Here is a 22,924-nt window from a genome sequence, read left to right as displayed (position 1 = left end):
GCGAGGCCCCCCTTTCTGGTTGGCGTCCCCACATCCGGATATTTTTCAGCAGTTTCTTTACTTCAGTCATATATTCTCTTTCAAAAAGTCCAGCACGATTCCAAGAACCGTATCATTGTCAAACCCAAGGCATCCATGGTTTGCATCATCAATTTTATAGAATGTAACATCCTTCCCCATTTTCTTCATATAGTTATAAAGCTGGCAGCTCTGATTAAACGGCACAAGCATATCGCGGCCGCCGTGAATGATCAGGAGCGGCGGCACAGGCTTATCCTCCGACAGATAATTCATGGGGATCGTCGCATCGGCAAGCTCCGGATTTTCCAGCACATGCTTATGTCCGATCTCAAATCCTTCCGGACTGTCCGGGTCATAATGATTCTGGGAACTGTCATAATAATTCATCAGCGAAAATACAGTCGGCCCATACACGTCAATAATGCAGTTCACCTTTGCGGAATACTCGCCGTACAGCTCGGTATCCGGCGCATCGTCCCCGGTAAAGCCCGCCATCAGAGCGGTATGCCCGCCGGAAGAATCACCGCAGACTGCCATATGGTCCGTATCGATATGGTACTCTTCCGCATGCTTCCTCAGATAACGGATTGCTGTCTTGGCATCCTGCATCTGTGCCGGGAACGGAGCCGTCTCAGACGGACGATACTCTATGATCGCCACCATGTAGCCGTGCTCTGCCATCCGAATGTGGCGGGAAATGTTATTCCACAGCCACTGCTCATGAAACGCGGACCCCTGAATATATGCAATGCAGGGCCATTTACGCAGAGTCCGTTCTTCCTCTTCGGGCGCGCCGAAATGCACCCTTGGCTCTAAAATATGCATTCGGAGCTTACGCCCATCCCGCTCAGCATATATCACATCCTGATGTATATCTACATAATATCCCCACTCGTCCTTCAGCCCTGTAAGAACGGCGCAGCCCTCCGGCACTTCATCTGTATGCGGAAATTCCGCGGGAATCGGAGTCAGGATCGGCTCTAAAAGTTTTCTTTTTTCCATAATTGTTTTTGGATCAAACACGCTCATAGCCTCCTATAATTTTTTGTATTGCACAATTTCCTGATAATACTTTTTGCTTCCGCACTATGCGATTTCCTGATAATGCTTATAGTTTTTGAAATGATTGAACGCAATCAAAACCAAAGCAATACCGATCCAGGCACATCCATAGAAGAATGCCTGATGCTGTGTAATTCCGCCGACCATATTTCCGACAAAGGCAAGGACGTAAGCAAAGATAAACGCGCCGAAGGAATTACCAAAAAATCCCAGTGATGTAGCCAGTGCGGAATTGCTCTCATCCGTCCCGTCATTTACAAGGAAGTTGATATAAGGCATCCACCAGCAGAAGCCGACTTTGCATATCGTAACTCCAATATACCACATCGTCGTAGAAGATGTAAGTCCAACAACGGCAAAGCCAATGATATTCATCACAAGGGATAACCAGCCGATATTATTTCCAATCTTACCTTTCATAAAGCCGAAGAAAAAACCTCCGATCAATGAGGCAATGCCGCCCCAGCTTGCGATTGCCGCCGCCTGTACCGTTGTGATCGTTCCTGTCTCAACCGCGGCCAGAGACAAGCTGTTATCAAAGGCACCGTACCCCAGTCCATAGATCAGCTGAGCCACAAATCCTATGTAGCATGCGGCCGGAAGTGCTTTTTTTACAACCTGATCCGCAGTATTCTGAGCCGCCGGTTTCTTTTCCTCACGTCCGATCTGATTTACAAAAGCCGGCATACCGAATAATACCAGCAGGAAGATCGCAGCAGCATACAGATATGCACAATACGCATAGTGCCAGTCATATACCATGATGCCGGCCATTGTATAGGAAAACAGCGATGCTCCAAGGCCAACGCAGGAAGACTGAACTCCCATCATTGTATTTGCCACCTTTCCTTCAAAGCAGTCCACGATCAGAGATGCCGACAACGGCTGGATCAGACCGACGCCCAGGCCCGCCAGAACGCGTACTGCAATTTTTCCGACCAGAGAAGGAATAAACATCGGAGAAAACGCGCCGATGAAACAAAGCGCGATTCCGACCACGGAAACCGAAGCCAGCAGCAACGACAGGGAAAGGACCGCCGCCTGAAAAATGCGGAATTTAATACCTGTAGGATAGTTACCTTCCCATACAGGCTCTGATTGCCTTGACAGCGCTCTTTGTGTTTGTGTCGCTCATAGTGATTCCGGTTGCTTCATCGCTGCTGCAACGGCAATGGACGGCCTGAATACCAACTCTTATGCGCATCCTCCCGACCAATCAGCGTGGTGATTGGTCGGGGTGTGACATGTAACCAAAATAATCCTCTCTCGGAGAAAAAAACGCTCGTTTTTACGTCTGCTATATCAGCAGGGCTCATGCAAAAAACGAATGGAGGGCAGGAGACGGTGGAAGATCCATGGACTGGAACACGATAAGACTTCGGGATGTGATGAATAATCAGGTTGGATGCTCCTTGGAGCATTCAACCGCACAGCTAGTATAACATTGCATTAATTTTGAAGTAATAAGCGCTTGATGTCCATGTCAGGCACATTATTCACCATTATATACGCAATGCTGTACTAGAATAATTTCGTATACTCTGTCTGTGTATCCGCAATATGATAGACGTATACAATCTCTCCGATCTGACGGTATACAGAAGCAAATCTTTGCCATATGACCATACGGTAGCCCTTCTGATTCAGCCATTGATCCGGCGTCTGGGAACCGGAATCCGGAAATGCCTTTAGCCGTTCGATGCTATCTAAAATATGGTCTGTAACTTTCATAGCAGATTCCACGCCAAATTGAAGCAAGTAATAGTCTTCAATCTTTTTCAAATCCTCCCATGCAGTGGGAAGGATCTCCACCTTATACTGTTTCTGCACGTTCCCTCAGTTCCTTTCTTGCTTCAGAGATGCTTCTTGTCTTTGCTCCGCTTAGCCGCTCTTCTTCTGCCTGCATGATCTTTGCGCGAAGCTCTAATGCCTGTTCTCTTTTTTCAAAGGCATCAATATTCATAAACACACCATCGCCCTCCCCATTTTTGGTGATATAAATCGGTTCGCTGGTCTCTCTCGCAAGGTTAGAAATAGAAGCATAATCATTACGAAGTGCTGCTGAAGCCTTGATAATCATTTTTTTCACTCCTTTATATCATTTTGTTGATATAATTATACTTTCTTTTTTGTATATCATCAAGACTTTTTATAAAAATATTCCAACTGTACGGTCGGATGCTCTAAAGAGCCTCCAACCTGCTCATCCATTCGCAAAAACTGTGCTTACGCACTCTAACGTCTGCTAACGCAGCCGCTTTGTTACATGTCACACACTGACCAATCACTACGCTGATTGGTCAGGAGGATGCACATAAAAGCTGGGACTCAGGCTGTCCATTGCCGTAGGCAATTTTAAATGACGGCCTGAGTTACAGGGCACGCCTGGTCAAGGTGTGACCTGTAACGCCGCATTTTTGCTCATTTATGAGTAGTCAAAATGCGTCTTGCCCTGCATCCGCCAGCATGTTATACTAAGAGGCAGAAAATCTGCCTGAGCACTCCGGAACAGCAGGGGGCTTTCACGGTCTGCCGTTCCAGAAAATTGTCTATGAAAGCTTCGGAAAGCGGCGCAGCCTATGGGAAACTATGTGAATACCGGAAATGCGGGTTTTGCCGCAGCGATCCGGGATACGTATGTAGATAAAGCCGAGTTGATCGCATTTATCAACAGCACATTAGGGACGAAACATTTGTCCGCGCAGTGACAGTCGGTTCTTCTGATCGAATTGAAATGGAGTAAAACAGAAAATGGGAAGGAACATTTTTGAGAAATGAATGTGAAGATAGAAATAGAAGCCTACAGGGAAGAGCATCTTCCCGAAATGATTCGGATATGGAATGAAGTTGTGGAGGAGGGAATCGCGTTTCCCCAAGAGGAGCTTTTGGATGCCCGGACCGGGAAGGAATTTTTTGAGCAGCAGACATACAATGCCGCCGCGGTAAATGCGGATACCGGAGAGGTCTGCGGCCTGTATATCCTGCACCCCAATAATGTCGGGCGGTGCGGCCACATCTGCAACGCCAGCTATGCTGTCAGTTCGCGATGCCGTGGGCAGCATATCGGTAAAGCTCTGGTTTCCGACTGTCTCATCCAGGGGCGGAGGCTCGGGTTTACGATCCTGCAGTTCAATGCGGTGGTCGCGTCAAATGTCCACGCAAGACATCTCTATGAACGGCTTGGTTTTATCCAGCTCGGAACGATTCCGAAAGGGTTTCGGATGAAGGACGGGCATTATGAGGATATCTGCCCTTATTATCATACCTTGTGAAGCGGCCGAATGGCCATAATGGGATGCCCTTGGGGATACCTTATGGAACGGCCGAATGGCCATAATGTAATGCCCTTGGGGATACCTTATGAAACGGCCGGATGGCCATAATGGGATGCCGTCGAGGCTTTTTGAGCTGCGCCGCCGGAGAAACAGGCAAGTCAAGATGTGTCAGTTCATTTCCACAACTGCTTGCCCTTCTGAGTCGTTCTTCTCCCCTACGCCTTCCTCCGATTCAGCATTTCCTCGATTGCATACGCCACCCCGTACTCTTCATTGGATTTTGTCACATACTTGGCAGCCTTGATGATCTCCGGCTCGGAATTACCCATGGCTACTGTCGCGCCGAAGTCCATGGAAAGCATGGAATAGTCGTTCATGCTGTCGCCGAATGTCATCACCTCATCCATGGTATATCCCAGGGATTCGATATAGCTTTTCAGCACCGGGCCTTTCTGGGCGCGGGCATCGGTGATCTCCAAATTGTTGATAAAGGAAGAGGCTACGGCAAGCCTTTTGTCCTTTTGCAGCCGCCTGTCAAGCTCCCCGAGCACCTCCGTGTCACAGCAGAAAACAAAGATTTTATATACGTTGATCTCCTTCTCCTTTAGCGTCTGAAAGTCAGGAATGATGCGGGTGCTTTCCTTCATGTGCCGGTACATTTCCGTTTCCAGGATTTCTTCCATGGTCAGGTCGGAAAAGAATACCTGGAGGTTTTTGCGCAGGTCTTCTTCCAGCGTTTCCGGAGTGCCGATGCTGTAGTCGCATTCCCCGGTCATAAAAATAGTGGATACCGGGTATTGTCTCAGTACGTCATAGATTTCTCCGCACACTCCGGTGTCCATCTGCACCCTGCTTATGATGTTCTGCCGCGGATCTCGCACCTCCGCGCCGCTCCCCACGATATAATCACAGACCAGACCCGTACCGTCCAGTTCCTGCAGGACTCCGTTCATGTCACGGCCGGTCGCCACCATGAAACGTACCCCTGCATCGCATGCCCGGCGGATCGCCTGTACGGTCCGCGGCGCAAGCTTGTGGTCGTCCCCTAAAAGTGTACCGTCCATATCACTTGCTATTACTTTTATCATATCGATTCGCTCCTTTATTTTCTTTGGCAGATATTTTTCCTGGGTCTGTCTGGCAATTCCTTCGGCACATGGATCTGTACCCCAAATACGATCCGGACAAGCCAGAGCATAAACAGCAGTACAACAATCGGAATCAAGCAGGATGTCACCATCATCACAGCAATCGCTTCAATAAAATGATTTAAAAGCGATTCCCCTTTTTGCATCAATCCCGATACTCCGCCTTTGATTTTGGACACAAGCTTATCCAAAACATTCCCCTCTGAATCTGTGCTATCATTTATTTCAGCCGTTAGATCCTGTGCCTCATCTAAGGTCGTTTCCATTGACGTTTCGTATGTTTCTTCTATCATCTCAGAGACTTTTATACTCAGTGGAATCATCGTAAATATGACAAGCCCGAAGACCGCAATTTTTGCTGCCAACACTTTTAAAAATGTCCTGTTCAGACAAATTCCTGCCGCAAATAAGACGCACGCTGCCGGAATCAATATAAAAAAGGCTGCATATCCTGTAAGTGTAACCAGATATTTTTCCAGAAAGATCACCATCAGAATGGTCAAAAAATATGAGGCCAGATCTGCCAGTTTATTCGCCACGGGTGTGGTCGAATCACCTGGAATTGCCGCGATCGCTGTTGCCGCTCCAGCTGAGGCTGCTGTCAATTTTAAGACATCCGCCCTTTTCTCATCTAATGCAGCGATTGTTTTTTTATGATTTTCCGGGGCGCTTGCCGCCTTTGAAAGAATCATCATGGAAAAAAGCATGATCACTAACGCCATTCCCACCAGCGCTAACTTTTTTACATGATTTTTCTTCAGTACCTCTTTCATTTTATTCTCCTTTCAATCCCCGACTCTCTTCCATCAGCAATTCCCCACAAACACATGCTCCAGATACTTCCTCGCCGTATCTGCAAGGCGGTACACCCGTCCCGTCTCCGTGGCGTCCCGGTCTGCCATCTGATACCGGGGGAAAAACCGGGTCACGTGGAGCGGGATGTCCTTTCCCAGGGAGGCGATCCACCGCGCTTCCTCCTCCATTTCCTCCGTCCCGTCGTTCATCCCCGGCACGATCAGCGTGGTCAGCTCCACATGACAGTCTGCCGCCGCGCGGGTGATAAATTCCTTCACTGTCTTCAAATCCCCGCCCAGCTTCCGGTAGGTCTCCTCCCGGAAGGCTTTCAGGTCAATGTTCATGGCGTCGATGAGGGGAAGCAATTCTTCCAGCACCTCCCAAGATGCCGTGCCGTTAGTGACCAGCACATTGTCCATGCCCAGCTCCTTGATGAGCCGGGCCGAGTCGCGCACATATTCCCAGCCGACCAGAGGCTCATTGTAGGTAAACGCCGCCCCAATATTTCCAATCGCTTTATATTCTTCCGCTTTTTGCGCCAAGGCCTCCGGGAAAATGGATACCGCCCCGGCCTCTTCCGGTCCGGCCATGGAGATCTCATGGTTCTGGCAGAAGGAGCAACGCAAATTGCAGCCGTAGCTCCCCACAGACAGGATCAGGCTGCCCGGCCGGTACCTGTGCAGCGGCTTTTTCTCAATGGGGTCCAGCGCCAGGGAAGTCACCTGGCCGTAATTGCCGCAGATGATCCGGCCATTTTCATTTTTCCGCGCCCTGCACAGCCCTGTCTGTCCCGGCTCCAGACTACAGTGATGGATGCATGCCTGACATGTCTCTTTCATAATGTCCTCCCTGTTATCTATGTTCACGGCCGATAAAATCTACCATGAGTACCGTACCAGCCGCAGACGCAAAACGGCAGGATTCCTCCCGCGGCTGTTCTGAATCATTCCATTTTTAATAGTGCCGTACCACCTCAAACCGTTCCAGCTCCGCTTCTTCCTGCTCTCCGATCCCGGCCTTCTGCTTCGCGATGGCGATCTGCTCCTCCACCGTATCCACGCCTTCCAGGTTGGGAAGCAGCAGCCCCCTTCGATAGCCCTTTGTCACCACCACGCCGTACCGCTTCACATCCAGCTTGTCCGGGGAATCAATTTTTTCCGTATCCCCCAGCACATCCACGGTGATGGTCAACTTGTCCAGTTCCTCCGGCTCTATGGGCGAAAAACGCGGATCGCGGGAAGCCGCGCTGATTCCGTTTTCTATGATCTCCTGCGCAATGGACGGGCAGACTGCCTGGATCGTGCCGATGCATCCCCGGAGCCTTCCTTCCTTTTTAATGGAAACGAATACGCCTGCCCTGCGGTTCTGCATTTCCCCGGGAAGTCCCTCCGGCATCCGGAGCTTCTTTCCGGTACGGACATATTCCTCCACAGTGTTCCGGGCAAGCTGCACATATGCGTCCTCCCGCTGCCGCTGCTTCAAGATCCGGTTCCTCTCCTTCTCCTCATACTGATCTTTCAGATTCCGATTCAGGTCCCTTCCTTTGATCTCATAAATACAAATGCCGTAGCCCACGCCAAAGGGCCCTTCATAGGAAAGACGCCTGGCTTCCACCTCCGTCCGGTCCAGCGCCCCGGCCATGATGGTAAAGGAACGGTGCCCGCACTCCCCTGCCTTTTCGCAGAAATCCTCGGAAAATTCCAGCAGTTCCCCGAAATTGCCTCTTTCCATGACCTGCATGACGCGGCTGTCATACTCCGGGCCCTCCTTCTGGTAGCCGTAAGGGCCGTCTGATTTCAGCCTGTGAGACAAATCCCCGCTGGCAATGATCACGATCCTCCGGTCCAGTACCTCCGCAGTCTCCCGGATGCGTCTGCCCAGCTCGTAATGCACGGTCAGCGGGAGCCCGGAGAGGCCCACTCTCACCAGTTGATAGTCTTTCCAATATTGATTTACAAAATACAGTGGCACCATGGTTCCGTGGTCCAGCCGCCGGTCCCGCTCCCCGGCGGTTCCCGCGGGAAGGTCACCGGCATCCGCCAGCTTGCACAGATTGTCCACAAATTCCGTATCATAACGGACCTCGAACCGCACCTGCCCCGCGCTGAACTGGCTGAAATCTCCCTTCGCGCCATTTCCCGGGGAAATGTGGAAATAGTCTGCGTACATGACCTGGTGGGGCGAAAGCAGAACGATCGTCTCCGGCTTTAACTCGCCGATCCTGCGGCCCACTTCGTGATACGCGTCAACGGTATCCCGAATCCCGCGTTCCTCCCCCCTGCCGATCTCCGGTACGATCAGCGGCGGATGGGGCACCATAAAAGCTCCTGTGATCATGATGTTACCTCCTTTTTCGAAAATGAGCGGTTTCCTGTATCTGCTTTAAAGCTTTCGGGACATCCATCCCCTTGAGTTCAATCAAAATCGCCGAACGTTCCTGAGAATGAACCACAAACAAAAAGTCGCACTTATTCAGCTTATCCGGCACTGATGAATCCACCACGATAATTCCCCCATCCATCCTGAAAGAAATAACCTGGTTTTTCATGCTGTTTTCGAGGATATATTTTTTCTTCTTTTCTTCACATTTGATCTCCGAGCGCCTGTCAGCAGATACGATACACCGCTCACTATGGTTGCCGCACTTTTCAGGATGTTTTCCAGATAACACTTCCTCTACACATAGTTCTAACCTATTACAGATCATTTTCCATCTCCATATCCATCAGTTTATCCAATTCCGAATTTGTAATCGCAGAAACTTCATCAATATAATCCGTATAAATCATATGGCTCTCGGTGTCAAGCAGAGACTCCACTGATCTTTCAAATTTTCCCACTTTATATGCCGCAAATGTATCATAAGAAATTCTCAGGTTTTTGGGAATCACATCCTTTTCATTTTTAGTATGCGCTCTTTCTACTTTTCCCGAATACAACAAAATGTTAATCGAGGTAAGAACATATGGACTGTGGGTTGTAATAATCACTCTGCTTCCGGTCACATTTGACATCAGAGAAATAAGGCTGACCATATCTTTTTGCGCAATAGGGAACAGATGTGCTTCCGGTTCTTCTATTATAAAATATGCATCTCTTTTTTCCAAAATAATAGAAAATGCGAGCATTAATATCCACAAGGCTTCCTGCTGCCCCGAAGAACCATACATCAGCTTTACCCAATGAGAATCATCAAAATAAATCTTTTCTCCATCACTTTCACTGGTATAATCTGCTTTTAAAATCCTTTTTATCAAACGATATGCATGGTCTAATGCATTATTATTAATCTGCCCTTTGACTGTTTTTGTATAAACCTTCACCATCTCCGGAATTTTACTTCCGAATTTACTCCTTGTAGTTCTGATCAGCCTGATAAACTCCTGCATGGTCAGATCCATCTCATCCACCGATACATCCTGAAGCTGTTCCGACATAGTTGCAAGCAGGCTTCTTCCGGCAGGCACGTATATGATTTCTGATTTATTTCCAAACAGCGAAGACAGCACTACATTTAAGTGCTGCTTCATGACACCCATGGCTGTAATATTGTCCATGATCGTGCTCACCTCATAGTCGAGTTTGTTCAGAAACATGTCTGCTGCTTCATTTATCAGAGCATAAATTTCATTTCGAAGATCCGTGTCAAAAAAGAACCGTACATACCCGTCCTCATTCAAAAATATACGTATACTTTTTTCCTGAAAAATGTAACGAATCTCAAATCGCTGCATATGCTTTGTAGTTCCAAAGCAGCCCATAAATTGCTTTGTCATTTTTTTCAAGTAATTATTGAAATATTCGTTCTTATGGTTTTCTGTGAACTGCTCAGAGCTCATCAGGAAATCCAGAGTATAATCTCTGATCTTCTGGCAAAAGTAAACGACTCTGCAGATTGTACTTTTTCCTGACGCCTGTGCCCCTATAAAAATCTGGAATTTATCATTCAAGTCTATTCTGGCTTCATCAATCGGTCCGAAATTCCGTATCAAAATCTCATTTTTGCCCATAAATCCCACGTTCCTTCCCGAGTAAAATTCTTAATGCAATGAATCGTTCATCCTGATTATCCCATTTTGCTCTTTTTATTCCCCATCCAATTTATTATTCTATTCCGAACAATTATCATCATTATACATTTTTGGGGGCTTCATTTCAACCACATTCCGGAGCTTTTCCCATCGCAAACGGAAGAATAGTTACATGTCACACACTGACCAATCACTACGCTGATTGGTCAGGAGGATGCACATAAAAGCTGGGATTCAGGCCGTCCATTGCCGCAGGCAATTTAAAATGACGGCCTGAGTTACAGGGCACGCCTGGTCAAGGTGTGACCTGTAACGAAGAATACGTTATTATGAGCACCCGGTCAGGGTGTAAGCAGTAACAAGAGGACAGAAAAGGTGAGGAGCCAGGAGGCTCCTCACCTTTTCTGTCTATTGCTTTTTATCCTTCCTCTCCATTCCCCGTCAGCACAAACACCTCATGGGCCAGCACCGGGAATGCCGCCAGGATCAGCAGCACGGCCCATTCCTGCCACCCAAGGACCGCCGTCCCGAACATCCCCACCAGATAAGGGATCTCCGTGACCGCCATCTGCAGCAGGACTCCCAGCACAAAGGCCGCGGCCAGCACCGGATTAAAGGTTCGTTTTCCGGAAAATACGGAGGTCCGCACATCCCGCATACCGAGGGCGTGGAAGAGCTGCGACATGCCCAGCACGGTAAACGCGTAGGTCTGGGCCCGCGCCAGCGCCGCTTCGTTCTGCAGCACCGCCGCAATGTTGGACAAATTGAAGGCTTTCCCACTCTCCGCCAGCACATCCCACGGAATCTTTAAAAACGCGGTCAGGCTGATGGCCGCGATCAGCAGTCCGTAAAAGACCGTACATGCCAGCCCGCCGTTTGCGAACATCCCCTCCTTTGCGCTCCGGGGCGGCTCCCGCATCAATGCCTCCTTGTCATTTTCATCCACCCCCAGGGCCAGAGCCGGCAGGGAGTCTGTGATCAGGTTGATCCAGAGGATATGGCTGGCCTTCAGCGGAGCGGCAAGGCCCAGCAGCACCGCCGTAAACATGGTGATGATCTCCCCAAAATTGGAGGAAAGCAGGAACAGCACGGTTTTTTTGATATTTTGAAAAATACTCCTCCCTTCTTCAATGGCCTTTTCAATGGTGGCAAAATTGTCGTCCGTCAAGATCATGTCGGAGGCATTTTTTGCCACGTCTGTTCCTGACAATCCCATGGAGATGCCGATATCCGCGGTGCGCAGCGACGGCGCGTCATTGACTCCGTCCCCGGTCATGGCAACGATATTGCCGCACTCCTTTAGCAGCTTCACGATCCGTACCTTATGCTCCGGGGAAACTCTGGCAAATACATTGGTTTCTTTTAAACGCACCCGCAGGTTGTGATCCGACAGATTGTCCAGCTCCGCGCCTGTCAGGCACTGGTCAGGCTTCCTGGCGATCCCCAGTTCCTTTGCAATGGCAAATGCGGTATCTGCATGGTCACCGGTGATCATGATGGTACGCACCGAGGCTTTGCTGAACTTCGCGACCGCATTCCTGGCCTCCGGACGGATAGGGTCCTTCATCCCTGCCAGGCCGAGAAATACCAGGTCCCGCTCTTTGAGCAGCGCTTCCGAATCCCCTGTTCCCTCCTTCATGGCCAGCGCCAGGACACGCAGCGCCTGGGATGACATTTCCGCCAGGGCGGCCTGGATCCTCCGGCGCTTGAGATCCCCAAGGGGCTGGATCCTGCCGCCCAGATAGATTTTTGTGCAGCGTTTCAGCACCACATCGGGCGCTCCTTTTGTAAAAGCGATCAGGCCGCGGCATTGGTGCACCGTAGTCATCATCTTTCTTGTAGAGTCAAATGCCTGTTCCGACACCCTCGGATACCGGGCTTCCGTCTGTGCCTTCCGGACTCCGCAGTTGGACGACATGACCGCCAACGCAATCTCTGTAGGGTCACCCACCGCCCTGCCGCTCTCAGGAATGACCGCGTCGTTGCACAGCGCAAAGCCCTGCAAAAACAGCTCCGGGATCTCCGCCTGCTCCCGGATATTGCTTGTGGAAATGGGAATCACCTGCTCGTTGACGTAGCACCGGGTCACAGTCATTTTGTTCTGGGTCAGCGTGCCGGTCTTGTCGGAGCAGACCACATTGACCGCTCCCAAAGTCTCTACGGATGGCAGCTTTCTCACGATGGTATTCACCTTCACCATCCGGGACACGCTCATGGCCAGCACAATGGTCACCACCGCAGGCAGGCCCTCAGGCACAGCCGCCACTGCAAGGGAGATCGCCGTAATGAGCATTTCCAGAATGTCGCGTTTCTGCAGCACCGCGATACCGAACAGCAAAACGCAGAGCAGGACAGACACGATACTCAAAAATTTTCCCAGCTCCGCAAGCTTCCTTTGGAGCGGTGTAAATTCCTTTGGAACCGTTTTTATGATAGAAGCAATCTTTCCGATCTCCGTCTGCATCCCTCTGGCGATCACGATGCCTTCGCCCCGGCCGCCGGCAACCATGGTGGACATGAACGCTTCGTTTTTCCGCTCCCCGATCTGCAGCTCCCCGGCTGCCAAAAATTCCGCGTCCTTCTCAACCGGAAGGGATTCCCCGGTAAGGGCGGACTCCTCGATCTTGAGATTCCAGGTTTTGACCAGACGCAGGTCGGCGGGGACCTGCATTCCTGCCTCTAACAGCACGATATCTCCGGGTGCCAACTCCGCGGCAGCGATCTTGCGGATCTCACCGCCCCGGCGGACGTGCGCTTCCGGGCTTGTCAGCTTTTTCAGCGAATCAAGGGCTTTCTGGGCCTTTCCCTCCTGGATCACCCCCACCGACGCATTGAGCACGATGACTACTCCGATGATGACTGTGTCACTATATTCTTTTAATAGAAACGATACGAATGCCGCCACCAGCAGCACACAGATCAACGGGTCATTCAGCTGCTCCAGAAATGTCTCCGGGACACTTTTTTTCCGCTCCCCTTCCAGTTCATTTCTCCCGTCGGCGGACAGCCGGGTGACCGCTTCCGCCCAGGACAGTCCCTGTTCAGGATCCGTATGGAACTGTCCGGTTACCTCCTCTATGGATTTCTCTTCGTACAAAAAAATCCCCCCTTTCGTGTCTTGTCCCCCGAAGCGCAGCATGTAAAAAAGCGGATCCGGAGATTACAGCGCCCTGGCGCATGTCCTAATTTATGGTATGCGCCAGGGCGGGGGGATATTACTATTTATTCCACTTCATTCCCCGTGCTCTCCCCTTTGGCAAATGCAGCCGCGTTTTTTAAAGTTGTCTCGCTAATAGCGCCCAGCGCCTCCTCCGTAAAGAATCCCTGATGAGAGGTGATCAGCACATTCGGAAACGACAGGAGGCGGGATGTGATCGAACTTTCCAAGATTTCATCGGAACGGTCCTCATACACATTCCGTTTTTCCTCCTCGTACACGTCCAGACCCACCGCAAAAAATTTTCTGGCCCGAATGCCTTCGATCAGGTCCTCGGTCTTGACCAGGCCGCCCCGGGATGTGTTGACCAGCACCACGCCATCCTTCATTTTCTGAATCGTTTCCCGGCAGATCAGATGGTACGTCTCTTCCGTCAGAGGACAGTGCAGAGAAACCAGGTCGCTCCTGCCGAGCAGCTCATCCATGGCCACATACTGAACGAAATCCAGCTCCGGATTCTGATACTTGTCATAAGCAAGCACCTCCATGCCGAATCCATGGCAGATCCTTGCCATCGCCGCCCCAATCTTTCCGGTCCCCACGATTCCCGCGGTCTTTCTGTAAAAGTTGAATCCCAGCATGCCCCCCAGGCTGAAATCATTTTCCCGGACGCGCACATATGCCTTGTGGATCCGCCGGTTTGCCGCCAGCGCCAGAGCCATGGCATGCTCCGCCACCGCCTCCGGGGAATAGCCGGGCACCCGCATGACCTTGATCCCGAACGCCTTTGCCTTTCCGATATCCACGTGGTTGAAGCCGGCGCTGCGGAGCAGGATCAGGCGTACCCGGCACTCGTGGAGCAATTCTACAGTTTCTGTTCCTACATCACAGTTTACAAAGGCACAGACCGCGTCATAGCCGTTTGCCAGCCTTGCCGTGGCCGGGGTCAGCTCGGATTTCAGATAATCAATCTCGATATCCGGATAAAGGCACCGCTTTTCCTCAAAAGAATCCCTGTCGTAGCTTTTTGTATCATAGAATAAAATTTTCATCGCTGTTCTACCATCCTTGTCTCATCATGTTGATTTCCGCGAAGCAGAGAGGCAAGCGGACATGTCTGCATGTACATTCGCCGGCTGACGCGGTTTTTCAAGATCTAGTGTGTCCATTTTCCGGCAATTCTTCCCTGAAAGAATATTCTTTTGTGATTTTCTTATACTAATTTTGACAACGAGGTAAGCATGATGACCAAAAATGAAGAACTACCGATCGGATTTACGATGGAGCCGGCCCAGCATACGGAATTTCCCTGTTGATTTGGCACGAAAACTGTATTATAATGTCAGAGGCTTTTGAGAGTATACGACTGTACTGCAGCTCGGAATCGGTAGGAAAAGGGAATGAATCAGCAGGGAATTTTTCAGAAACGGATCTTTATGACAACCGTCGGCGTCATTTTATGCGCCATCGCCGTTGGATTTTTCAAATGCTCACAGTTCGGTGTGGATCCGTTCCAGTGTTTTGCACAGGGAATCTGGGGGCGTTTTTTTCAAACAGGGCTTTCGTATGGAAGCTACTACATCATACTGAGCGGAATCATGCTGGTGCTGGATCTTTTTATCGCCAGAAGCTCTATGGGCGCGGCCACCCTGGTCAATATGTTTCTGACGGGGTATGTGGTTGATTTTGCCTGCATGGTCATAAGCCGTTTCTTTCCGAATCCTGATCTGCCGGCGCGGATCATTTTTCTTGCTGTCGGAGTCCTGGTGATGTGCTTCGCCTCTTCCTTATACATGACTTCCAATCTGGGCGTTTCCGTGTATGACGCAATCCCTATTGTCATTGCGGAAAAGCGGAAGCTTCCTTTCAAATTCGTACGGATCGGCTGCGACCTGTTCTGTGTCATCATCGGAACAGTTACAGGCCTGCTGCCGGGTATCGGCACGCTCATCACAGCATTTTTTATGGGGCCCCTGATCGTGTTCTTTAACCACAGTTTTTCAGAGCCTTTCCTCTTTGGGAAGAAAACGGAATTTACTTCTGATGAATGATCTAAACGCAAAAAGGCAGTACGCCATGTATTGGAAACGTACTGCCTTTCTGTATGTTCCTGTGCCGCAGTCAGTATTGTTTATCTGCCAGGTCAAGACCATAGTCTTTCAAGCTGCCGTTTATCGCGTCAGCAAGCCATCCAGAGACGGGTTGTTCTTGCTCCTCAAACGGCAGCCATACTTGTTTCCTCGTTTATACGTGCCGCGCCGCTTCTGCGGGCCGCTTCCGCAACCGCCTGTGCCACCGCATCCCTTACGCGCGGATCAAATGCCGCGGGCAGGATATAATCTGCGGACAGCTCCGCGTCGCTCACCAGACCCGCGATCGCGTGAGCTGCAGCCGCCTTCATTTCATCGTTGATGTCCGCGGCTCGGACATCCAAGGCCCCGCGGAACATTCCTGGGAAGCACAATACATTGTTGACCTGGTTCGGATAATCTGACCGTCCGGTAGACACTACGGCTGCGCCTGCTGCTTTTGCTTCTTCCGGAAATATCTCCGGAGTCGGATTGGCGCAGGCAAAGATGACGGGATCCTCTGCCATAGACCGGACCATATCGGCGGTCAATGTCTCCGGGGCAGATACCCCGATAAATACGTCCGCTTTTCGGATCACATCCGACAGGCTTCCTTTTTCGCAGGCGTGATTGGTAATCTCCGCCATTTCCTTTTTGATCGGATTTAGCCCTTCCCGGCCACGGTAGATTGCCCCCTGCCGGTCTGTCATGATCACATTTTTCAGCCCCATGGAAATGAGCAGGCGGATAATGGCAATACCTGCCGCCCCGGCGCCGGAGGTCACAATCTTTACTTCGTCCAGCCTTTTGCCAACCAGCTTGAGCGCATTGATGAGTCCCGCCAGCGTAATGACTGCGGTTCCATGCTGATCGTCATGAAAAATCGGAATATCACAGCATTCTTTGAGGCGTTTTTCAATTTCAAAGCATCTGGGCGCGGAAATGTCTTCCAGATTGATCCCGCCAAAGCTGCCGGCCAGGAGACGGACGGTCTCTACAATAGCATCCGTCTCTTTACTGCGGATACACAAGGGAATCGCGTCCACGCCGCCGAATTCCTTGAACAAGACGCATTTTCCTTCCATGACCGGCATCCCCGCCTCCGGACCGATGTCCCCCAGCCCCAGGACTGCGGTGCCGTCCGTAACAACCGCAACTGTATTCCAGCGCCGGGTCAGTTCATAGCTTTTATCAGGATCCTTCTGAATCTCCAGGCAGGGCTTTGCAACGCCGGGCGTATACGCAAGACTCAGCGCCTCTTTGGAATCCACCCTTGCGCGGGAAGCAATCTCTATCTTTCCCTTCAGGTCATAGTGCATTTGTAATGATTCCAATGAATAATCCTTGTTCATAGCCTTCCTCCTCGTATTTATTTTTACGGCAGTTCAAAACAGCAGACAGAATCGACGGCCTGCTGTTCTGAATCCTTATCTGTATTAGAAATTATGCCTAAAGGTGTCACTTCACCCACATAAGCAAAAAATCAAGACGCGAAGCATCGGCAGACGGCTTTGCCGACTGTTTTTGCGCATGTGAGTGAAATGACTGTGAATAGTAACACTTCATAATGTTCAGGGAAAATTTTTCTTATACTTTTTTACAACTGCGGAACCACTGTCTGCCAGAGTGAGTTACCAATCTTTTGAAACTGTCCTTCCAGGGACATCACAACAACAACGGTCCTTTTTTCTGGATAGGCCAAGCAGAACTGTCCGTAATTTCCGTCAGACCGAAATGAGCCCGGTTCCGGGTTCATCACAAACTGGTATCCATATCCGAAGCCGGAATACAGATTCCCGGGGGTTTTTGAAGCGGAGTTATCTGCCAGATTGGAGGTCGCTTTTTTCATATAGCTCTCCGGAACCAACTGCCGGTCCTTATATCTCCCCATATTCATGATCATGTTCCCGTAATTTGCCATTTCATCGATCGTAACATAAAGTCCGTTGGCCGCGTGGACATGGCCTTTGGGGCACAGGGTCCAGTCCGGGTTGCCGATTTCGAGCGGCTCAAAGAAACGGTTGCGGAGATATTCCAGCAGATTCACACCGGCCCGTTTCTCTATGACACAGCTTAGCATGTACGTGTTGAAGTTGCTGTACAGCCACTGAGTTCCAGGTTCATTTGCAAAAACAGCATTTGTAAAGAAATATCGGATCCAGTCTTTGGTTGTGTAACGCTCCTCCCAATCGCAGAAAAACAGGGAGTTCTCAAGCCCACTGGTCATGGTCAGGAGATGCTCCAGACTTACTTTGGGCAGATTGCTTCCGGGATCCTCCGGCACAGATTCTGGGAATATATCCACAAGCTTTTCGTCCAGACGGATCAGCCCTTCGTCCAATGCGATCCCTGCCGCACATGACACCACGCCTTTGCAGGCAGACCAAGTATTCAGACGCGTCTTTACCGGCATCCGTTTATATTCCGCTGTCCGGGTTCCTTCGCGCCAAATCTGGGCGTACATAACATTTAGATTTTGTTTTAAAGTGTCAATTACAAATTCTGATAGTATATTCTGGTCATTTCTCATCTTGTTTATTCCTCCCATACACTGATTTCCATATTTACTTCAGGACTGCTGCTCCGGAACCAGCCATAGATCATGCATACCACAATCGCCGCCAGGCTGATGACCAGGACCGGAATCGTCAGGCTTAAGCACGAATTCAGGAAAATGCAGACATAGGCCAGAAGGCTCAATGTACAGATTCCATAATATGCCTTGTCCGGTATATGCATCGGAGACTTTGCCCATGCTTCCGGATGACGCTTCGGAAGCTGAAAATATGCGTAAATCTGTAAGAACGCAACGCAGGACGCAAGCAGCATAATATTATTTACCACCTGACTGATCGAAAAATCAAGCATAACCGGCAGAATCCCCATAAGGTAGGTGAAGGTCATCAGCTTCCAATATGCTCCGTACCTGTTGGTAGATGCCCATGACTTCGGAAGCCATCCATCCTTACAGGACTGGGCAACCGGAATGCAGTTGTTCGATATCGTCGAATTGATAGATGACGACAGAGCCAGGATCGGACCGCCCAGCATAAAAATAACGAACAAGGAAGGGTGCAGTATCTTCTGCGCAACCATAGTCAACGGCTGTCCTGCTACCTGATCCAGAGGCAGTACACCGGTTGCTACCAGTGCTACCCCGCCGTAGACGATGACCAATGTCGGGATACAATAGAACAATGCCCTGGGAATATCCAATTTTGCATTTTTAGCCTGCTTTCCATAATTCATGATACAGGAATATCCATTTGTGGAATACACATAAAGCATAATCGCTGCAAAAAAGCCGGAACCGCCTTCTGAAAAAAAGTCGGGCGCAGTAAAATTCATGACCGGATTATTGATCTGTACAACCCCTAAAACAATGAAAAGCCCTAATGCGGCAAAGAGCAGGATCACCATGATCTTCTGTGCTTTTGCCATTACATCCACACCAAACAGATTGATGATAAAGAACAGGCTCAAGGCCGCACATCCAATCCATTTTGCATTCAGTGAAGGCCAGAGTGAGGTTGCGTACATACCGATCGCAACCCCATAGGTGGCCAGGTTAATCGTCTGAGGAAGAAATCCTACGGCATACATGCCGGCCAGCCGCTTTCCGGCCAGGTCACCGATGACGGAGTAAAAACCTCCTCCCAATTTTAGCGTTGAAGTGATCCATGGGATGGGCGCAATCATAAAGAATCCCCACACACAGGCCGCGACATAGGCAAGCCATGCGGACTGCCCGGTCAGCAGAATTGCCGGGCCGATCAGGGTGAGGACGCCGGATCCAATTGCCTGCCCGACACCAATCGTATAGAGGTCAAATCTTCCAAGAAATCCCGTTGTTTTTTGTTCTGATTTGCTGTTGTTCATTCCTTTTCTCCTTCCGGTTCAGATAGAATACCTATGGCATCCCATAATACATTTTTTTAGAAAAACGTTCTAATAGTGAATTTAATTCTTCATTATTGCAATACGAATTATTTAATTCTTTTTCATGTTATCATAAATCCTAAAGATTGTATATTAGCAATAATGCGAAAATTTATGTTATGATTTTTATGCATTTTTTACATTTTTTATTTTTTCGAAGAATTTTTTTCTACTATATGTTGTTGAACAGCGAATCGTATGGTAGAATAGAAAAAAAAGAGGGAGAGCATATGAAGGTAGAACAATTGATCCGCGAAAAAATAGGCTCCCTATCCGCCGGACAGCGGAAGGCCGCCGAGTATGTGCTGAAAAACCAGGATTTATTCAGCTATTCTACATTGACAAAGTTAAGCAAGGAAATCGCAGTAAGTGAGACAACGATTATTCGGCTGGCGTATTCCCTTGGATTCGAAAGCTTTTCAAGCCTTCAGCAGAAGGTCCGTGAGGAAATTCTTACGGAGCCCCAGCGTCGGGCCGAGGGGGCCATTGCAAACGGAAGCTGTTACCAGAGTGTAATCGCAAAGGAAATGCTCATGCTGGAAAATTGGAAAAACCATCTGGATGAGGAGACATTAGATCATTTTATTACCCTGTTGCTGGAAGCAGACAAAATCCTAGTGATCGGTGCCCGTTCATCCTACAGCGCGTCGTTATGGTTCGGAGCTGTATTGGAGCGGCTGCTTGGAAATGTATATGTTATAAAGGAATTTTACGACTCCAGAACAGAACTGGTATCCGGTGTTACGGAAAAGACCGCTGCTGTCTCCATTACCTTTGCTCGTTATACAAAATGGACGTACCAGTATACGAAAATATTGAAAAAAAGAGGAGCCAAGGTATTAAGCATAGCCGACAGCATCATTTCTCCTATTATTGAGATTTCGGATGAGTCCATAATCGTCGATTCCAACATGGATGAAATGGGATTTAATTCGGTGGTATGTCTATATATTCTTTTTGACGCCATCATTGCAAAAATACAAAAGAAGAATAAAAATAAAATCTCAGAGCGTCTCAAAACGCTGGAGACGGTTTATTCCGATATGGATTTATTTTTTGAATAGGGGGGACAGACATGCAGGAGCTGATGGATTTATTTTTGAAAAAGTCAAAAGAAAAACACTCGAATATTATCTATGCACAGGCTTATAAGAATGGCATCCTGAAAGCGGAGTATAAGCTTTTCCCGATCAAGACCCGATTGAATGTATGGTCGGTCAGCAAACCTTTTGTAGCCATGGCGGCAGGTATTGCGGAAAAGGAAGGCATCATAAAACGGGCGGAATCCATCTATGCGGATTTTCAGCAGTACATCCCGGAAGATGGGAAGTATACTCGGAATATAGAAAAAATCACCGTTGAAAATCTGCTGACTATGAGCAGCGGCTTAAAAGAGCCCTTATTTTTTTGTGACGACCCTCTGCGGTATCAGGTCAAAGATTGGATCCGCTATTATTTTACAGCCGGAGAATTTGTACATGAACCAGGAACCCATTTTTTATACAGCAATTTTAATACCTATATCTTGTCGTGCCTACTTGAAATGCGCACGGGAGAAAATCTGCTGAACTATCTCAGGGACCGCCTGTTTGAGCCAATCGGCATTGGCAATCCGGACTGGACAGTATGTCCCATGGGGCATTGCATGGCAGCAAACGGACTGTATCTGACAATTGATGAGCTGGCTCATTTCGGGCATCTGCTGCTGTATAACGGAGACTATAGCAGGAAACAGGTCGTTCCGTCCTCCTACGTATCGGATGCCTGCAGGAAGCAGATTGATAACCAAGGAAAAGATGAGATCGTTCGCGACTACGAAAGCTATGGTTATGGATATTTTATACGCATGGCGCCCATTCCGGGTGCAGTGCTCTTAGGTGGGAACTATGGGCAATATTGTATGGTTTATCCGAAAGAGAAGGCAGTTCTCTGTGTCATGTCCCTGGATGGAAACGACCACACCAAAATCCGAAATGACCTGGTTGATGCGGCGGCAGAATATTATGGCATCGCAATTTAAATCTGCCTAAAATCTATAGACAGGCTTTACACCCAAAGCTCCCTTTGATATAATAAAATCATCCCTTAAACCATACCTTATGAAACGGCCGGATGGCCACTATGAGATGCCCTTGAGTATGCTTTAATTCAGTAGGAAGGAGCGATGAATAAATGACTGGTAAAGAGGTTGTAAATCTTATAAGGAAGCTAAAAGAAAAAGGCCTGAGCAGTGATGAAATCCTGGAATTGATTGAATATATCGAAACTCACGATCCGAAAGAGCAGGAAAAGTAAATGTGCGGAAAAATATAAAGTGTAAATATTGACATTCCAAAGACTTGTAGTAATATGTCACCACAAAGAAGCGAGGAAGCTGTCCCATCAGCTGCCCCGTTTCTTTCTTATTTTTCGCAGACTGTCCGGAGCCGCGCGCTCCGGCTTCCGCCTACCGCAAAGCAGCCAGCGGGGGAATCCTGAAACGCCACAGCGGATATATCTCAATGGTGATCCAGGAGGGAGAACTGGCCGTGGTCAAGACGCGGACCGTATCGCTTACGACCTGAAAGTTCAGCTGCGTCCCCGCGCTGTCGCACTCATAATTCACCGCACGGCTGGGCTGGATCCCGAAGCGCCCGGCCGTTTCGATAGCGTCAATATTTGCGCCCAGGAATAAAAATTCCCATCCATACCGCTCCTTCTGCCTGCCAAGCATGGAATTAAATCCACCGATGGTGTCCTTCTCCAGCCCGCTCATAGAGCCACTCCTGTCCAGGACAAATACGAGTTCTGTTAAATTCTTTTTCATGATGCTTACCTCCGTGAATTTTTGAAATGTAATAATCCAGATTGGAAAGGCGACGAACGGCAGCCAACAACAAAAACAGCCCACCATACACCGTTTTTTTATATGGTGGACGTTTGCGTTAAAAATTTATAGCCTACTAAAAGTTTGCATTTCGGACAATATAGTGGAAAGTTTTTCAATTCTGTATCTTACCGTATCTATAACCTTGTTTTATTTCCGCAGATTGGGCAAAGCAACCATTCTGTTTTTATAATGTCAAATCCTTTTCTTTCATAAAGCAGATACTTATACTCTTATTTCTTCCTAGATTTTACGCAAATATCGTTTAAACAAAAAGCAAATCCACATAGCAAATAAAACAAATGCGGGCAGCATATAAAGCGGCATATTTTCTAAAATCGCTTTTCCAATCCAAAAAGAGGGTAGCGGAGATAGTACATACTGTATATCTGATTTAATGAAAAACGGGATAACAGCACCAAAAATAGTCAGCGTAGATAACTTCGTTACTGCCATACCCTCTAGTGTAGCGTCTCAATCATTTTTTAATTTATGCTAAATATACGAAAAGCACTTGACTTTTTGCACTAAATATGCTAAAATATATGTAGAATATTTAGC

Annotated in this window: 23 protein-coding genes and 1 pseudogene; 6 read left to right on the top strand and 18 right to left on the bottom strand. The window is 48.8% G+C overall.

Going from position 1 to position 22,924, the window contains the following annotated elements; genetic code table 11:
• Positions 1-66: 66 nt before the first annotated feature.
• From ACTOY7_RS06935 to ACTOY7_RS06920, 4 genes are all read right to left on the bottom strand, one after another.
• Positions 67-1,044: an alpha/beta hydrolase fold domain-containing protein gene (locus ACTOY7_RS06935; RefSeq protein WP_394683384.1), complete on the bottom strand. Its 978-nt coding sequence runs from the start codon at positions 1,042-1,044 to the stop codon at positions 67-69.
• A gap of 63 nt (positions 1,045-1,107) precedes the next feature.
• Positions 1,108-2,103: an MFS transporter gene (locus ACTOY7_RS06930; protein WP_160280533.1), complete on the bottom strand. Its 996-nt coding sequence runs from the start codon at positions 2,101-2,103 to the stop codon at positions 1,108-1,110.
• 501 nt (positions 2,104-2,604) lie between these two features.
• Positions 2,605-2,913, bottom strand: coding sequence for a type II toxin-antitoxin system RelE/ParE family toxin (locus ACTOY7_RS06925; RefSeq protein ID WP_160280534.1), 309 nt, complete (start codon positions 2,911-2,913; stop codon positions 2,605-2,607).
• Positions 2,897-3,163 (bottom strand): type II toxin-antitoxin system Phd/YefM family antitoxin, encoded by a 267-nt coding sequence (locus ACTOY7_RS06920; protein ID WP_160280535.1) that lies wholly within the window; start codon positions 3,161-3,163, stop codon positions 2,897-2,899. Before ACTOY7_RS06920 ends, ACTOY7_RS06925 begins: the two co-directional genes overlap by 17 nt.
• 499 nt (positions 3,164-3,662) lie before the next feature.
• Here ACTOY7_RS06920 and ACTOY7_RS06915 point away from each other — a divergent pair, with 499 nt between their 5' ends.
• Together ACTOY7_RS06915 and ACTOY7_RS06910 are read left to right on the top strand one after the other, a co-directional pair.
• Positions 3,663-3,791, top strand: coding sequence for a hypothetical protein (locus tag ACTOY7_RS06915; protein ID WP_300886274.1), 129 nt, complete (start codon positions 3,663-3,665; stop codon positions 3,789-3,791).
• A 72-nt stretch (positions 3,792-3,863) separates the two neighbouring features.
• Positions 3,864-4,355, top strand: a complete 492-nt coding sequence (locus ACTOY7_RS06910) for a GNAT family N-acetyltransferase (RefSeq protein WP_394683165.1) — start codon at positions 3,864-3,866, stop codon at positions 4,353-4,355.
• Between the two features lie 218 nt (positions 4,356-4,573).
• On the opposite strand, the gene ACTOY7_RS06905 is transcribed toward ACTOY7_RS06910, so the two are convergent.
• From ACTOY7_RS06905 to ACTOY7_RS06870, 8 genes are all read right to left on the bottom strand, one after another.
• On the bottom strand, positions 4,574-5,446 hold the full coding sequence (locus ACTOY7_RS06905; RefSeq protein ID WP_300822596.1) for a Cof-type HAD-IIB family hydrolase: 873 nt from the start codon (positions 5,444-5,446) through the stop codon (positions 4,574-4,576).
• 14 nt (positions 5,447-5,460) lie between these two features.
• On the bottom strand, positions 5,461-6,279 hold the full coding sequence (locus ACTOY7_RS06900; protein WP_482670944.1) for a hypothetical protein: 819 nt from the start codon (positions 6,277-6,279) through the stop codon (positions 5,461-5,463).
• 33 nt (positions 6,280-6,312) lie between these two features.
• Positions 6,313-7,140 carry an AmmeMemoRadiSam system radical SAM enzyme gene (amrS, locus tag ACTOY7_RS06895; protein ID WP_482670943.1) on the bottom strand — a complete coding sequence of 276 codons (828 nt, stop codon included), beginning with the start codon at positions 7,138-7,140 and terminating at the stop codon, positions 6,313-6,315.
• Between the two features lie 115 nt (positions 7,141-7,255).
• Positions 7,256-8,641 (bottom strand): AmmeMemoRadiSam system protein A, encoded by a 1,386-nt coding sequence (gene amrA, locus ACTOY7_RS06890; protein ID WP_482670955.1) that lies wholly within the window; start codon positions 8,639-8,641, stop codon positions 7,256-7,258.
• A gap of 1 nt (position 8,642) precedes the next feature.
• A complete protein-coding gene (locus ACTOY7_RS06885; protein WP_300886268.1) occupies positions 8,643-9,008 on the bottom strand; it encodes a hypothetical protein in 366 nt (121 codons plus the stop codon).
• Positions 8,998-10,311 (bottom strand): AAA family ATPase, encoded by a 1,314-nt coding sequence (locus ACTOY7_RS06880; protein ID WP_160280542.1) that lies wholly within the window; start codon positions 10,309-10,311, stop codon positions 8,998-9,000. Before ACTOY7_RS06880 ends, ACTOY7_RS06885 begins: the two co-directional genes overlap by 11 nt.
• Before the next feature lie 439 nt (positions 10,312-10,750).
• A complete protein-coding gene (locus ACTOY7_RS06875; protein WP_482670942.1) occupies positions 10,751-13,429 on the bottom strand; it encodes a cation-translocating P-type ATPase in 2,679 nt (892 codons plus the stop codon).
• Positions 13,430-13,554: 125 nt separating this feature from the next.
• Positions 13,555-14,541 carry a 2-hydroxyacid dehydrogenase gene (locus ACTOY7_RS06870; RefSeq protein WP_160280544.1) on the bottom strand — a complete coding sequence of 329 codons (987 nt, stop codon included), beginning with the start codon at positions 14,539-14,541 and terminating at the stop codon, positions 13,555-13,557.
• A 348-nt stretch (positions 14,542-14,889) separates the two neighbouring features.
• Here ACTOY7_RS06870 and ACTOY7_RS06865 point away from each other — a divergent pair, with 348 nt between their 5' ends.
• The gene (locus ACTOY7_RS06865) at positions 14,890-15,540 is read left to right on the top strand and encodes a YczE/YyaS/YitT family protein (protein WP_482670941.1); all 651 of its coding nucleotides are present in this window, start codon (positions 14,890-14,892) and stop codon (positions 15,538-15,540) included.
• A gap of 164 nt (positions 15,541-15,704) precedes the next feature.
• Here ACTOY7_RS06865 and ACTOY7_RS06860 read toward each other — a convergent pair whose 3' ends face one another.
• The 3 genes from ACTOY7_RS06860 to ACTOY7_RS06850 all read right to left on the bottom strand — a co-directional run bounded on the left by ACTOY7_RS06860 (position 15,705) and on the right by ACTOY7_RS06850 (position 19,437).
• Positions 15,705-16,910: an NAD(P)-dependent malic enzyme gene (locus ACTOY7_RS06860; protein ID WP_160280546.1), complete on the bottom strand. Its 1,206-nt coding sequence runs from the start codon at positions 16,908-16,910 to the stop codon at positions 15,705-15,707.
• A 245-nt stretch (positions 16,911-17,155) separates the two neighbouring features.
• Entirely contained in the window at positions 17,156-18,088 is a 933-nt protein-coding gene (locus ACTOY7_RS06855) for a serine hydrolase domain-containing protein (protein WP_160280547.1), read from the bottom strand.
• A 5-nt stretch (positions 18,089-18,093) separates the two neighbouring features.
• Entirely contained in the window at positions 18,094-19,437 is a 1,344-nt protein-coding gene (locus tag ACTOY7_RS06850) for an APC family permease (RefSeq protein WP_160280548.1), read from the bottom strand.
• Positions 19,438-19,727: 290 nt separating this feature from the next.
• Here ACTOY7_RS06850 and ACTOY7_RS06845 point away from each other — a divergent pair, with 290 nt between their 5' ends.
• The 3 genes from ACTOY7_RS06845 (at position 19,728) to ACTOY7_RS06835 (ending at position 21,792) form a co-directional block, all read left to right on the top strand.
• Complete coding sequence (locus ACTOY7_RS06845; RefSeq protein WP_160280549.1) at positions 19,728-20,561, top strand: MurR/RpiR family transcriptional regulator; 834 nt, start codon at positions 19,728-19,730, stop codon at positions 20,559-20,561.
• Between the two features lie 11 nt (positions 20,562-20,572).
• On the top strand, positions 20,573-21,517 hold the full coding sequence (locus ACTOY7_RS06840) for a serine hydrolase domain-containing protein (protein ID WP_482670940.1): 945 nt from the start codon (positions 20,573-20,575) through the stop codon (positions 21,515-21,517).
• Positions 21,518-21,669: 152 nt separating this feature from the next.
• Positions 21,670-21,792, top strand: a complete 123-nt coding sequence (locus tag ACTOY7_RS06835) for a hypothetical protein (RefSeq protein WP_300822572.1) — start codon at positions 21,670-21,672, stop codon at positions 21,790-21,792.
• Positions 21,793-21,943: 151 nt separating this feature from the next.
• On the opposite strand, the gene ACTOY7_RS06830 is transcribed toward ACTOY7_RS06835, so the two are convergent.
• The 3 genes and pseudogenes from ACTOY7_RS06830 to ACTOY7_RS21500 form a co-directional block, all read right to left on the bottom strand.
• Positions 21,944-22,303 carry a hypothetical protein gene (locus ACTOY7_RS06830; RefSeq protein ID WP_482670939.1) on the bottom strand — a complete coding sequence of 120 codons (360 nt, stop codon included), beginning with the start codon at positions 22,301-22,303 and terminating at the stop codon, positions 21,944-21,946.
• Positions 22,304-22,401: 98 nt separating this feature from the next.
• Positions 22,402-22,557, bottom strand: a pseudogene (locus ACTOY7_RS06825) (cysteine-rich KTR domain-containing protein).
• A gap of 49 nt (positions 22,558-22,606) precedes the next feature.
• The gene (locus ACTOY7_RS21500; protein ID WP_489744059.1) at positions 22,607-22,819 is read right to left on the bottom strand and encodes an Rv2686c family ABC transporter permease subunit; all 213 of its coding nucleotides are present in this window, start codon (positions 22,817-22,819) and stop codon (positions 22,607-22,609) included.
• Positions 22,820-22,924: the final 105 nt, after the last annotated feature.

Source organism: Schaedlerella sp. (assembly GCF_056796775.1).
This window is presented reverse-complemented; position numbering and strand designations above follow the sequence as displayed.